Here is a 13281-nt window from a genome sequence, read left to right as displayed (position 1 = left end):
GAAAATTAATTGAATTCATACATACCCGTCTTAACAAAGAATATGCCATCGTTTTATTGCTTTGGCAACACAAAGAAATAACTGGATTCGGGACTCTTAGTTGCAAACGCTACCCTTAAATCATCCACGCACCCCTTCATTTACAAACCCTAAAACCCCTTTTGCAGCACCTGACGAAATACTCCAAGATCAAAACAAGCGTTAAAAAAAAACCCTCCTGATTTAAAGGAGGGTTTTGGGGTGAAAGACCGGGTTCGAACCGGCGACCTCTGGATCCACAAACCAGCGCTCTAACCAGCTGAGCTACAATCACCATTTTCTCCCTTCCAATTACTTTTATCGGATGGGAATGCAAAGGTAATATGCTTTTTTTAGCCAAGCAATATATTGCTAAACATTTCTTGAAAATTTCAATCGTTGCCCTTGTTGCGCTTCATGGAATGTTCCATTTTCGTACGCCAGGTGTCCGGAAACAATCGTATGTGTGATTTTGGACTGAAAGGTCTGTCCCTCAAAGGGAGACCAGCCACATTTAGATAAAACATTGTCTCGGCTTACCTCCCAGGGATCTTCCAAATCCACCAGCACCATATCGGCATGGTAGCCTGGCCGAAGGTAACCCCTCTTTTCAATTTCAAAAAGTACCGCCACGTTGTGACTGGTTTTTCGCACGATCTGCTCCAGACTGATTTTGTTATTGTGGTACATTTCCAATAAAGCTGGCAAACAATGCTGAACCAATGGCCCACCTGAGGGAGCTGATAAGTAAGGCTTTGATTTTTCTTCCAGTGTATGAGGTGCATGATCCGTAGCAATGACATCGATATGCCCATCCAAAACTCCTTTCAAAATTTTCTCCCTGTCTTCCGATGTTTTTATGGCCGGATTCCATTTGATAAAATTACCTTTGGTTTCGTAGTCTTCTTCGGAGAACCACAGGTGGTGAACACAAGCTTCTGCCGTAATTCTTTTTTCCTCCAAAGGCAGGTCCTTGTCAAAAAGCATGACCTCCTTTCCTGTACTAATATGCAATACGTGCAATTTGCTTCCATACATGCGCGCCATATCCACCACGGTCTTTGAGGCATCGTAACAGGCCTTCCAGGTTCTGATTTTTGGATGCAGTCTGGGCGGTATGTTTTCTCCGTATTCTTTTTGATATCGTTCCAGGTTATCCTTGATGATCTGATCATTTTCACTGTGAGTAGCGATCAAAACCGGGCTATCCCTGAATATCTTCTCCAGACTATCCGGGTTATCCACCAACATATTCCCCGTGGAGGATCCCTGAAATACCTTTACTCCGCAAATGGTTTCAGGATTTACTTGTTTGATGACTTCTATGTTGTCATTCGTTGCTCCCAGATAAAACGAGTAATTGGCCAGGGACTTTTTGGCGGCCAAATCGTATTTATTTTCCAGCAATTCCAGGGTCGTTGCCTGGGGTACGGTATTAGGCATTTCCATATAGCTGGTAATCCCCCCGGCAACGGCGGCCTTACTTTCCGTGTAGATCTCCGCTTTATGGGTCAATCCAGGCTCGCGGAAATGAACCTGATCATCGATCAGGCCTGGTAAAAGGTGTTTTCCGTTTGCATCTATCTCTATATCCGCTTTGTACCCCGACAAATCGCCACCCACTGCGAAAATCAACCCCTCCTTTATATAAAGGTCTCCCTGCATTATCTTACCTTCATTCACTATATTTGCATTCCGGATTAAAATTCTTTTCATACCATTGGTTTTTGAGCGGGAGGGGTTTCAAAAATCAACCCCTGAAATATTTCCATAAAATTATAAAATCATGTCCGATCGACTGCAATCTTTTGAAAATTTTAATCTTAACAAGCAACTTTTGAATGCGGTGCAGGAAATCGGTTACGAAAAACCGACACCGATTCAAGAAAAGGCCATCCCCCTGGCTTTGGCCGGGCATGACATCCTGGGCATTGCCCAAACGGGTACCGGGAAAACCGCTGCTTTTGTGTTGCCCTTATTGTTTAAAGTAAAATATGCCCAAGGGCAGCACCCCCGGGCGCTGATACTGGCTCCCACCCGGGAGCTGGTCATGCAAATAGAAGAGGCGGTCATTGGTTTTGGTAAATATACCGACCTCCGCTACGTCTGCCTTTATGGTGGACTTGGTCCCAAACCACAAATAGAAAAAGTGCAGGAGGGGGTAGACATTGTGATTGCCACCCCGGGCCGTTTTCTTGACCTGTACAAAAGAGAGGTCCTCTATACCCGGGATATCAAAACGATGATCCTGGACGAGGCAGATAAAATGCTGGACATGGGATTCCTTCCCCAGATACGTGCTATTTTGGAAATCATTCCTGTAAAACGCCAAAACATGCTTTTCTCTGCCACCTTCAGCGATAAAATCGAAAAGCTTTCGCATGAATTTCTGGAATTCCCGGAACGAGTAGAAGTGGCACCGCAGGCCAGCACTGCCGATACCATCGAGCAAGCCAAATACTTTGTTCCCAATGTAAGAACGAAAATGGACCTGCTTGAAAAACTGGTAAGCGAGCCTGGCTTTGAAAGAGGGATCGTTTTTACCAAATCCAGAAAAAATGCAGAAGAGGTCTTTCGCTACCTCAAACAGCGGCAAAGAGGAAGCATTCGGGTCATTCATGCCAACAAAGGCCAGAATACCCGGATCAACAGCATGGATGAATTTAAGAAAGGGGAGGTAAAAATACTGGTGGCAACTGATGTAGCAGCACGGGGCCTGGACATCAGCATGGTCAGCCATGTGGTGAATTTTGATGTGCCCTTGATTTATGAAGATTACGTCCACAGAATCGGACGCACAGGCAGGGCAGAAAATGAAGGCAAGGCGGTTACCTTTATCAACCCTGCTGAATGTTTCCACTTCGAAAAAATTGAAGCGATCATCCAAAAGGAAGTGACCGAACGAAGCATTCCGAAGGATATTCCCCAGCATGAAACCCCTTATGAAGAGAAACAGGCGTATGAAAGGGAAATCGATAATCAAAAGAGAGGAGAGGATCCCGAATTTAAAGGAGCCTTTCACGAAAAAAAATCCCCCACCAAACCACGAGTAGAGAAACCCAAAAAACGGGGAAACAAAAACAGCAAAGCCAAAAGAAACCGAAACCAAATGAAAACCAAGGGAAAGTGGAAAAAATAATTCTGCGCCTGGATTGTTTTTATGGGCGTGTATTATTTTTTCCTTTTTATGCTAAAAAACACTTTGATATTTGTAGATAGAAAAATGTAACTTACAAATTAAAAACTGTAAATAAACATATTTTAATATTTTATTGTTTGTATTTTTCAATAATACCTTTTTTATTTCGATTTATACTGCGATCTTTGAAGGGAAGTTCACCGTCATATTTTTAGCGGTGACATCAAGATAGCAGCAATCGGTCCTGGGTTATTTTTTCAATATCCGGGTAAAAATACAAGCGTACCTTTTCAAACCATTTCTAATTACTGTCATGAAAAAAGTAGTTTCTATCTTTTTGTTATACTTTCTCTTTATCCTTCAGTCAAATGGTCAGAGCCATTTTTTCAAAAATGCCGATTCTGAAACCATCGCTGAAAATCACGAAACCATAGCTATACTTCCCTTTCTTACAAGAGTAACGTTAAGACCGGACCAAATGAAAACCCTTTCCTCAGGAGAACTGGCAAGTCTTGAAAAACAAGAAGGGGAAAGCATCCAGAATGCCATTTCTGGTTGGTTTCGGGAACATGCTGAAAAGGGAACATTAGCGGTAAAAGTACAGGATCCGGGCATTACCAATAGAAAACTGAATGCCGCTGGAATCAACCTGGAAAATTACCCGGACTTCAACCCTGCTCACCTTGCAGCCGTACTTGGAGTGGATGCCATAGTAACAGGCAATTACGAGACCAACCAGCCCCTCGCTGCCTATAGTCAAGGTAGCAATAAGGCATTGCCAAAAATTCCCCAAGAAACCAGCCTGGCTTTCATCAACTTAATGATTTACAATGCCGAAGATGGAGAACTGCTGGTTCAATTCCATAATGGGATATACGGTTCAAAAGCGAGTTTGAATGAAGGAGTTATTCATGCCTTGTTGAAAAAAATCTCCCGAAAAATGGTATATACAAATACCTAACACCTTTGCCGGTCATACCTTCCCCAAATTTTCGTATTTTATGCTCCGAACCAACTCGATAAAGTATGGATAAATGGATGCAAGCGGCTATAGATGAAGCGACAAAAAGCCTGGACCAGGGAGGAATACCCATTGGCTCGGTTTTAGTATATCAGGATCGAATCATAGGGAGGGGCCATAACCAGCGCATTCAAAAAGGGAGTAGTATCCTCCATGGAGAAATGGATGCCCTGGAAAATGCCGGCAGGCAACCTGCTGCTGTTTACAAAGCGTGCACCTTGTATACCACCCTTTCCCCCTGTACTATGTGCTCGGGGGCCATTTTACTTTATGGTATCCCCAAGGTAGTCATCGGCGAAAACAGGACCTTTATGGGAGCCGAAAGCCTTCTCGAGCAAAATGGTGTCAGCCTAACCGTACTTCAGGATGAGATTTGCCAAGGGCTGATGCAGCGATTTATTCGTGAAAATCCAAAACTCTGGAAGGAAGACATCGGTGAGTAGTAGTGTTGGGGAACGCCTTCAGTTTGCTTACTTTTAAATTATTTCTGTCGGAAGGTATCCGAAACAAAACTCAAAACCTGCGGAAGCGATTCTCTCCAGTAAGTCCAATTGTGCGCGCCATCGCGGATTCTGAACTCATGCGGTATCTCGTTTTTCTTCAGCGCAATGTGTACCAGACTATTCCCTTCATAAAGAAAGTCGTCGTCGCCGCAGTCAAAATACCACTTTACCGATTTCAGGTCCTCGGGAGAATTCAGTTCAATCTGTCTAATGGCCTGGTGTCGGTCAAAATAGGCCTCCAGAGCTGAAGGATCTTTCACTTCTGTCTGGTTGTTTTCCAATCCCTGCTTAAAATCTTCAAAGCTGGTATTCCGTAACGCTGCACTTAGGGGACAAGCGGACGAGAACAAATCGGGACGATGCATGGCATAAAAGAAAGTGCCACCTCCTCCCATGGAAAGGCCGGCAATGGCACGGTAGCGTTTTTCTTTTTTGATCCGGTATTGAGATTCCACATAGGGCATCAACTCCTCAAAAAAGAAATTCTCGTACCTCCAATCGTTATTTACATCATTGAAATAGCCCCGGCGACCGGTATTGGCATCGGGCATAATGATGATCATCTGCGTAGCTATTCCAGAGGCAAACGCCCGATCGGCTATGTACTGCACCTCTCCAAACTGAACCCATCCGGTTTGATCATCTCCTGCCCCGTGAAGCAGGTAAAGAACCGGGTAGGAACGCTGGGAATATTCATAACCGGGAGGAAGGTAAATCGCAAATTTCCTTTCCATATTCAGGATCTCGCTTTCCATGGTCAGGGCGTCAAACACCCTGCTTTCTTGCGCGAATGCCGTGATTAAGGGGATAAAAAAAGCAATACAAACTAAACGGAAAAGTTTCATAATTAATGTGTCTATTTCAGGTATGAATAAATTTAAGCATATGACTTGACAATCTACTCAATTAGTTTCTAAACTGATAAAAAAAATAGTGCCTTTTTGCTAAAGAGACGACAGCATACCTCGCGCAATTACCAGGGCTTCGCGTTTGTAGCTGAAACGATGTTAAAAAATTGGCTTCCTAAAGTAACGCAATTCTGATCAAAATAGAATGGTGCTACCATTGAAATGCAACCCGCTTCATCCAACAAATTCATTCATTTTTCGTATAAAGCACTGATCTAACATTTAAATTCCCAACCAATGATAGCGAGTCTTTCCAGACTATTATTCGTATTGTTTCTCATAACGCTTCCCGGTTTTTCAGGCAAGGACCGTCCCGAACCCGATTTCAAAATCATTTCTTTTGAAGAGTTTGAGAGGCTGACAGCCAAAGAATCCGAGAAACTCCGGATCTTTAATTTTTGGGCAACCTGGTGTGCGCCCTGCGTTCGGGAAATGCCCTATTTTGACCATGCAAACAAGTCTAATACGGATATGGAATTGTATTTTATTTCCATGGATGATGCCCGTAGGCCCGAGCGGGTTAGCTCTTTTATTGAAAAAAGGGACATTCAGTCACCGGTTTACCTTTTAAATGATGTGGATTTCAATTCCTGGATTGATAAAGTTAATCCCGACTGGACCGGAGCCATACCGGCCACGCTTTTTGTTAAAGCGGATGGCTCCAGGCATTTTCATGAAGGAGAAATGGAAGAACCCGAGTTGCTAAAACTTATCGACCAACTAAAATAAAACCAACGTGAAAAATTTCCGAACCTTATCCCTATTCCTGTTTTCCATATTCCTTGTTTCTTCCCTTGTCCTGGCTCAGGACAAAGGCTACGTAGTGGGAGACACCGCAATGGGTTTTGATTTACAAACCGTTGATGGATCTCAGGTCTCATTGGACGGCCTGGAAAATAATAAGGGAGCAATTGTAATTTTTTCCTGCAATACCTGCCCCTACGTGCAGGCTTATGAGGACCGCATGATTGATCTGCATCAACGGTATGCCCCCAAAGGGTACCCGGTCATTGCCATTAACTCAAATGATGAGCAGGTTAGTCCGGGCGATAGTTTTGATGCCATGCAACAACGGGCGCAAGAAAAGGATTTTCCTTTTGCTTATGCCTATGACAAGAGCCAGGAAGTGATCAAAACCTATGGTGCTACGCGTACGCCCCAGGTTTACCTGTTGGAAAAGCAAGATGACCAGTACCTAGTACGCTATATTGGTGCCATTGACAATAACTACCAGGATGCCGCTTCGGTGAGCGAACCCTACCTTGCCAATGCCGTAGATGCGCTACTGGAAGGAAAAGAAGTAACCCGCAAAACCTCCAAAGCCATCGGCTGTAGTATCAAATGGTCCCGATAGCTGCTATTCTTACTCTAACTGATTAAACGTTGCCATGAAGTATGTATTGGTAGACTATTCAGTTGATCCATGATAGAGGTAAATAGCACCATAGGTCCATTGTGGGCCACTAATGCCTGGATAATTATGACGGTCCATCATCAAGGCCAGGTAACGAAAAGGATAGCCCTCGGGTAATTCAACCACATTGGGCCAGACCCTGGTTCCGGAACTGGCATCCCAGGGAGGCAGATCCATTTTCAAGGTCCCTGCTTCTTTTAAATCCGGGTAACTGTAAATAAAAATTTCCCTTTCACTGCTTCCCGAAAAACAATAGCGCTTACCGCCAATTTTATGAATCGACGTACCTGTGGAGTTTACTCTTACAGGTCCGGCAAGTGGTACAAATCCCCTATTCCAATGGTCCGATTCCAGAAGAATGGCCTTGTAACCATTTTGATTGATGCAGGTCAACATACGCCACTTACCCGCCTCCTCGTCGTAAATCAGGTGAGGATCCTCAATATCCCCCACCATGCCAAAAGGCTCGGCCTGCATGACCGAAAAACCAAATCGTGGATCTTTTTTACTGTGAATGGTTAGTAATTGTTTTTCTTCATTTGGGTCGGCATAAGCACTAAACCCCGTGGTCAGTCCTTTCCATAATTGCTCTTTCCGGTCAAAAAACACATGAGAGGCCACTTCGTTCCGCAACAAACCATCATTTCTATCAAAAAGGATCACCCCTTCCAGCCGTATGTCAAAAACCGAGGGGTCCATACTAAAGACCCCTTGTAAGGGATGGGGCAGCGCCCTTCCCCGGATAGTCATGGTGTACCATAGCCTGCCCTGATCCATCAACGGACTTCCGTCCTCATAGGTAATTGCCCGAATATCTGCCAAGCCCATACCGGCGCCAAGGCCGGCTTTTACCTGGTTGATTTGCGCAATCCCTGATTCAATTCCGACAAAAACCTGAGATTGAAATCGATGGAGGTATTTTTTCTTCCGGAGGTCCAGTTGCTGGCTAAATTCCCCTTGTCCGATAGCAAGTGGCAACCCTTCCTGCTGAAGATAGACCGTCAGGCCACTTCCCAGCATTTGCAGGATCAGCTTTCCGGACATGGTGTTCCCATATCGGGTAAGAATAGACTCGGAAAAAACCCGTAAAGAACCCCGGTAAATCTCCTGAATCATATCCCTGATCTCGCCGTCCGCATACCGAACGGTCACACGCATCTGCTCATTTCCATCACCAAAGGCAAATCCAATTTCGCCTTTACCCCTGACATCACCCAGATCCAGCACGTAAGTAGCGAAAGGGTTAAAGCCTCCAAACCAGATCCCGGTCTGGGTTTCGGCTTCCGAACGAACGACAAGCTGCCCTTTTTCCAAAACGAGCTCGGCCTCTTCTTCCATATAATGGGTGAAAGGGTGCATGGAAGCCAGCCCAATGATGTTTTTTGGATCCAATGAAGACAGTGGAATCCACTGTTCGGCATCAAAAACGAACCTTTTCACTCCCTGCCTGACAAAGCGGATGGCATCGGGATCAGGTTGAGCCTGAATCGGATAGAAGGGAGCAAAAGCCAAAATCAGGAATAAAAAAAAGCAAAATCTCATAGGGATGCGGAATTCTGGAAACTCCAATATAAGCATACTTAGCTTGAATTTGAGATGAAGATGGCTCCTTTTTTGGATCACTAGATTATCTAAAAGTAGTCCTTGCATTTGCCTCATCACCTAATAGTATCCCCATTCATATCATTTCCAGACAAAATCACCCGTTTCCACCCGCCAGTCGTTACCAAAAAATCCAGCTCCTTCCACCGCCTCGTATTCGTTTTCAAATACACCCGTTCCTATTACAGTCAGGTCGGGAAAAGCAGTGCCTGCCATAAAGTACTGGTTCGCATGCATTGCCTTTAAGCCTTTAAGCCCGGTTCCTGCCACTACGCCTACCGAGGCAATATCGCTGTCAGGTCGTGGTTGAATAAAATAACAACCCCAGCCATCTCCGCTCAGCACCCTATCCCCTACCTTCATTTCCCCATTGGAAACCTGAACAGAGCTTTTCCCAAGCAGGGTTTTCCAGGCCCGGTTGGTATCCGAATTTCCATAAAGGATCACTCCCCTGTCGGTATACTTTTCCAGTGAAAATTGGCTGTCGGAAACCATTTCTATGGATCCATTTCCCCGATAGCCGAATGTTTCGGCATCGTACCGGGCTTTGTAAAAGTTCCAGTCATTTTCTTCCGGGCTGCCTTGCGTACCATACACAAAAACCACCTGGTGGCGAAAAGCATCTTTGAAGTTCCCATACCGACGAGGTCCTTTTTCCTCCGGCCCGGGTAGGACACCGAGCTCCCAGGCTCCGCTATCGTTGCGAACCAGAACTATTTCTGAAACAGCTTGATCCAAAACCAGCTTGCTTTCATCCATTTGAATGGACAGCGGAAAGGCCACGCCCGCCATACTTAGATCCAATTGCATAACAGCCACATTCTCCGTTACACCAGAAAGGGATAGGGAATCCGCTCCCAGGTCCAGGTCCACATGACTGAGTTGGTAGGGATGGGTTTGCTGGTAGATAGTCAGCCAGTTGGAGCTGGCGGAAATCCCCGGACTGGCCGTATAAAATTCCAGGCTGCGCACCTCTTTGGATGTTGGCAGTGTATGGTTTTTTAAAAAGTCGAACAGCGGCGGCCAATCGGCGGAGTTATTCCCGTACCAATGCCCCCCGCCCGGATATTCGTAGTAAGCAAAATCCGGATGAAAATCTGCCAGAACCTGCTTCATTTGCCGGGCATGGCGCACCGGGACCACCTGATCCGCATCGCCATGATTGATATAAACACCGAAGTGCAAATAATTTCTGCTCAGTAGCCGGGTGCGTTGCGTATTGCCAGCCCTTTCAAACATTCGCTCAGTGGCTGTAACGATTTTTCGTGTATGTTCTATCCAGTCATGAAGTTCTGCGTAGCCCGCACAGGGACCGATGGCCGCCCAGTAGTCTGGATAAGTCGCCCCCAGGTACCAGCTGGCATGTCCACCCATGGAGTGGCCGGTAAGGTATATTTTTTGGGGATCCGGCTGAAAGAGGTCCTTTCCAATGTCCAGCACTTCCAGCGCATCCAACCGGCCCCAGTCTTCCCAGGCAAAGCCAAAAGGCCCCCGGTTGGTGGGCGCAATTATATGTCCCCAATCCTTGGGCGTATAGACCGCCGCCTGACCTCTGGCCTCTACCCCTGCCCCATGCGTGGAAAAGAAAAGAGCGGGCCTCAGTCCTTCCGGCACCTTGCCTGGTTGAACAGAATAGTATTGGAGGCTACCGTCAATGCCACTGATAAAGGTCCGATCATGCAGGCTATCAAAAGGCCGGTTTTTCAGCGTCAAGGTCAGCGAACTTAATTTATTTCCGCCCGCTGAAAGGAGATTTACCTGTACCTCCACTTGCTCCTCCTGTACACCCTGCAACTCAGGTATCCGGAATGGAACGCTCCTGGACGTTAGCTTTTCGATCGTCGGAAGTGAGGTACTCATTTTTCCCGTGCCCTTAACGAGGCTCTCTATCCGATAGCTGGAGGCCGCTTTTTCGGTCCCATTGATGACTTTTATTCCCGCCCATTTAAATCCTTTTTCCTCCCAAACCAGATCCGGCAGGGTCAGCTGATCAGTGCTCAACTGTAAGGGAGATTTCGGAGCGTAAAGAGAGGCCCTTATTTCCGGATTTCTGCCACTTGTTAAATAAAAAGTATTTAACCCCTTCTTAAGCCTTACGGGATGCTTGGATGTACCAAAACCAAAGTGATCTCCTTCCCGAGGCACCCCATTGATATAGGCTTTCCCATGGCCGGAGGCATCAAAAATTACAATCTTTTCAGCAGGGCTGGTGTATTCCAGGTAAAGGCCTCCGGAAGCAAGTAGGTCGTGCTTGAAAATGCCTTTCTCGTCTGCTGAAATGGCTTCCCAATTGACCCCAGAATCTCCTTTCTGATCCGCTGGCTGAAACGATTGGTCTACCAGCAGCAGCGGAATGACCGGATCGGTGGGAAATTCGCTGCGAGCATAGCGGGGATATTTTACCGGGGCTCCAAAGCCCGTAACCCATCCTTCTGTAAATACAATTTGATCAGTGTTGGTTTGTGCCCGGATGCCGGAAAATAGTCCGGATAGTAAAATCAGGACCAGCATAGGAGCTAGGGATTGCTTGCGCATGTTTGCCAGTGGTTGAAGTGGAAAGGAAACTGGAAGTGGTTTACCAGTACCTAAAAATAATTTTTATAGCTCAAAGAAAGGGATTTTCGGTTAAAAAAATGACCCGCTTTGGGAATTATTATAAATAATTTATCCCTTAAAGTCGATTTTTATTTCCATTGACCCTTCGATTACTAAGCCGTAAAAAAAGAATCCTGTATTCCCTAAAGAAAAAATAGGCAATGAGACCCTTACTGAAATATGATGTGCTGGATTTCTGTATTGAGTCTTCTTCCTATTCTTGAAATACATTTTCCCTGTGCCAGCTTAAATTACTTTTCATAGGCCAATAGCTTTCATTAAGGGGTAGGCTTAATTCTCTCTCCTCAAAAGCTTTAATACCATAATTTGAGTTTTGTTCCTGGAAGTGTTTTGATACCAACACACGGTAATTTTCATCGAATGCAATCAGTCCCCTGTCAAAAGCACGGTGAAGATTTGGGCATAAGGCAATTCCATTCTTTATAGTATCATCAAAACTTTTACTAAATGGCACAATGTGACATGCATCAATCATGGATATGGAGATGGTAGCATCTATTCGCATTCCTGAAATTGCACAAGTATGATCGTAAATTTTTGGAACTTCTCTTTTGAATAGGTTTCCGCGGATGAAAATTTCCTCATCATTTTGCTGTTGAATCAGAGCTTGGATTTCTAGCCTATATTTTTCTGATGATTCGTTTAAAATCTTGTTTTCAATATCATCAAAAAGCTGTTGCTGTTTTTCTGACGAAAAACTAAAATAGCTCCTCTTCGCTGAGAAATATTCATCAAGTAAAACCTGCTGCAATATTATGTTGCTTTTCGGATCTTTCATCAATAAAAATAAATCTTCATTTAAAACAGCGTAATCAACTGCAACATTTAAATTCGCAAAACTTCGCATTGATGCTGAAAAATGAATGATTTTTTCGAATCCTACTTTCGGAACGAGTTTCCAAAATTTATCGCTTTTTAAATGATAAAAAGGTAAAGTAAATCGACAATGATGATTTGTTGTTACTAGTAAAGCCCAGTTGGTTTTGAAGAAGGCGACTAATTCAGGGGTTGTTCGAATTCTCTTAGAATCATTGACGCAGGTTTGAAACGTTTGTAATAAAGAAATTAATAAAACAGGTTTGTGAGGAACGATACCATGTGCCCTGTCTATTATGAGTTTCTTGAAATAAAGAAGATATTTTTGAAGGGTTTTTTCCAATTTTTCGGGATTAATGGAAATAAAAAAGTAATATTTAAAGGTTTTACATGCGAAATAATACAATCATTCCGCTATTTCTTTAATTTATGCTTCCAATTATATACCTTCCTTTAAAAGAAGCGCATATATCTAACGGGTTTAATATTTTGTAGGATGCAGGTTTGAATTTGATTTATTAATCAACCTTAATTATTGAAGGTGAGTGGTGTTTTTTTCCTATCTGAAATCCAAATCACGTATTATCATCCGATTTACTCCCTACAGATAACTGAAACGTAAGTAGGATTAAATTTAAAACCCTACTCCTTCGGAGGATTGATCATGATATGGGCGCGGTGAGTGCCGGGGTCCATGATCCAGGGCATGCCGGGCGCTTCGGGCTTTAACGCCAAACCGGTGCTTTCCTGGGTAGCCCAGGGAATGTAGACCACATACCGCAGGTAGGTATTTTTTACTTCCCCATTCATGCCATCATAATCTTCAGCAGCCGCTGAAAGGGAATACAACGTGGCCCCGTCTTTAGGCATTTGAAGGTTACCAGCTTTGGCTTCTGCCTCCCGGGTATCAAAAATTTCTTTAAAGTTTTTTCCTTCTTTCCTTAACTCCCGACCACGCTCCATAAAAGGCTCGAGGTCCCGGTGATAGCAGGCTGCACTAAAACCTTCTGCTTTGGGGTCGTCCGCTATGCAAACCATTTCATTACTGCCTTCCCGCAAGACGGTCCAGTTTCCCTGACTGTCATAACCATACACCATGCTTCCTTCCCTAAGCGTTTCAGGAGCTGCCAGGACGGCAGTCTTGATCTGCATGGCTTTAGAGGGTATTTGCTGTGCTTCGGCGTGAAAAAAAAGGATCAGGGCGAAAAGGCTTAGGCAAAGGTTTTTCATGTTATGGGAAGGTT

At 44.6% G+C, this 13281-nt stretch carries 11 protein-coding genes and 1 tRNA gene; 5 read left to right on the top strand and 7 right to left on the bottom strand.

All coding sequences use genetic code 11. The features are described 5' to 3' along the window. Nucleotides 1–236: 236 nt before the first annotated feature. Nucleotides 237–313, bottom strand: a tRNA-His gene (locus GKS34_RS09280). Between the two features lie 77 nt (nt 314–390). Continuing rightward, entirely contained in the window at nt 391–1734 is a 1344-nt protein-coding gene (locus GKS34_RS09275; protein WP_163384521.1) for a dihydroorotase, read from the bottom strand. Between the two features lie 70 nt (nt 1735–1804). On the opposite strand from GKS34_RS09275, the gene GKS34_RS09270 reads away from it, so the two are divergent. The 3 genes from GKS34_RS09270 (at nt 1805) to GKS34_RS09260 (ending at nt 4621) form a co-directional block, all read left to right on the top strand. Further along, nucleotides 1805–3157, top strand: coding sequence for a DEAD/DEAH box helicase (locus GKS34_RS09270; RefSeq protein ID WP_163384520.1), 1353 nt, complete (start codon nt 1805–1807; stop codon nt 3155–3157). A 313-nt stretch (nt 3158–3470) separates the two neighbouring features. Further along, nucleotides 3471–4118: a hypothetical protein gene (locus GKS34_RS09265; protein ID WP_163384519.1), complete on the top strand. Its 648-nt coding sequence runs from the start codon at nt 3471–3473 to the stop codon at nt 4116–4118. Between the two features lie 65 nt (nt 4119–4183). Beyond that, entirely contained in the window at nt 4184–4621 is a 438-nt protein-coding gene (locus tag GKS34_RS09260; protein ID WP_163384518.1) for a nucleoside deaminase, read from the top strand. A gap of 38 nt (nt 4622–4659) precedes the next feature. Here GKS34_RS09260 and GKS34_RS09255 read toward each other — a convergent pair whose 3' ends face one another. Continuing rightward, the gene (locus tag GKS34_RS09255) at nt 4660–5526 is read right to left on the bottom strand and encodes an alpha/beta hydrolase (RefSeq protein ID WP_163384517.1); all 867 of its coding nucleotides are present in this window, start codon (nt 5524–5526) and stop codon (nt 4660–4662) included. A 300-nt stretch (nt 5527–5826) separates the two neighbouring features. Between GKS34_RS09255 and GKS34_RS09250 the strand changes: the two genes are divergently transcribed. Next, a complete protein-coding gene (locus GKS34_RS09250) occupies nt 5827–6318 on the top strand; it encodes a TlpA family protein disulfide reductase (RefSeq protein WP_163384516.1) in 492 nt (163 codons plus the stop codon). Nucleotides 6319–6325: 7 nt separating this feature from the next. Continuing rightward, entirely contained in the window at nt 6326–6943 is a 618-nt protein-coding gene (locus tag GKS34_RS09245; RefSeq protein WP_240459251.1) for a thioredoxin family protein, read from the top strand. A 54-nt stretch (nt 6944–6997) separates the two neighbouring features. Here GKS34_RS09245 and GKS34_RS09240 read toward each other — a convergent pair whose 3' ends face one another. The 4 genes from GKS34_RS09240 to GKS34_RS09225 all read right to left on the bottom strand — a co-directional run bounded on the left by GKS34_RS09240 (nt 6998) and on the right by GKS34_RS09225 (nt 13267). Then, nucleotides 6998–8545 carry a glycoside hydrolase family protein gene (locus GKS34_RS09240; protein ID WP_163384515.1) on the bottom strand — a complete coding sequence of 516 codons (1548 nt, stop codon included), beginning with the start codon at nt 8543–8545 and terminating at the stop codon, nt 6998–7000. 141 nt (nt 8546–8686) lie between these two features. Further along, nucleotides 8687–11140: a carboxylesterase family protein gene (locus tag GKS34_RS09235; RefSeq protein ID WP_163384514.1), complete on the bottom strand. Its 2454-nt coding sequence runs from the start codon at nt 11138–11140 to the stop codon at nt 8687–8689. 274 nt (nt 11141–11414) lie between these two features. After that, nucleotides 11415–12380 carry an HNH endonuclease gene (locus tag GKS34_RS09230; protein WP_163384513.1) on the bottom strand — a complete coding sequence of 322 codons (966 nt, stop codon included), beginning with the start codon at nt 12378–12380 and terminating at the stop codon, nt 11415–11417. A gap of 299 nt (nt 12381–12679) precedes the next feature. Then, on the bottom strand, nt 12680–13267 hold the full coding sequence (locus tag GKS34_RS09225; protein ID WP_163384512.1) for a hypothetical protein: 588 nt from the start codon (nt 13265–13267) through the stop codon (nt 12680–12682). Nucleotides 13268–13281: the final 14 nt, after the last annotated feature.

Origin of the sequence: Cyclobacterium jeungdonense, from assembly GCF_010994275.1 — a bacterium.
Lineage (GTDB): Bacteria > Bacteroidota > Bacteroidia > Cytophagales > Cyclobacteriaceae > Cyclobacterium > Cyclobacterium jeungdonense.
Note: the sequence above shows the minus strand (reverse complement) of the source record. Positions and strands in the feature narration are given on the sequence as shown.

What these genes read in the sequence shown, in the direction of transcription:
- GKS34_RS09275 (WP_163384521.1), bottom strand. Translation starts at nt 1,734, where the DNA reads ATGAAAAGAATTTTAATCCGGAATGCAAATATAGTGAATGAAGGTAAG.
- GKS34_RS09270 (WP_163384520.1), top strand. Translation starts at nt 1,805, where the DNA reads ATGTCCGATCGACTGCAATCTTTTGAAAATTTTAATCTTAACAAGCAA.
- GKS34_RS09265 (WP_163384519.1), top strand. Translation starts at nt 3,471, where the DNA reads ATGAAAAAAGTAGTTTCTATCTTTTTGTTATACTTTCTCTTTATCCTT.
- GKS34_RS09260 (WP_163384518.1), top strand. Translation starts at nt 4,184, where the DNA reads ATGGATAAATGGATGCAAGCGGCTATAGATGAAGCGACAAAAAGCCTG.
- GKS34_RS09255 (WP_163384517.1), bottom strand. Translation starts at nt 5,526, where the DNA reads ATGAAACTTTTCCGTTTAGTTTGTATTGCTTTTTTTATCCCCTTAATC.
- GKS34_RS09250 (WP_163384516.1), top strand. Translation starts at nt 5,827, where the DNA reads ATGATAGCGAGTCTTTCCAGACTATTATTCGTATTGTTTCTCATAACG.
- GKS34_RS09240 (WP_163384515.1), bottom strand. Translation starts at nt 8,545, where the DNA reads ATGAGATTTTGCTTTTTTTTATTCCTGATTTTGGCTTTTGCTCCCTTC.
- GKS34_RS09235 (WP_163384514.1), bottom strand. Translation starts at nt 11,140, where the DNA reads ATGCGCAAGCAATCCCTAGCTCCTATGCTGGTCCTGATTTTACTATCC.
- GKS34_RS09225 (WP_163384512.1), bottom strand. Translation starts at nt 13,267, where the DNA reads ATGAAAAACCTTTGCCTAAGCCTTTTCGCCCTGATCCTTTTTTTTCAC.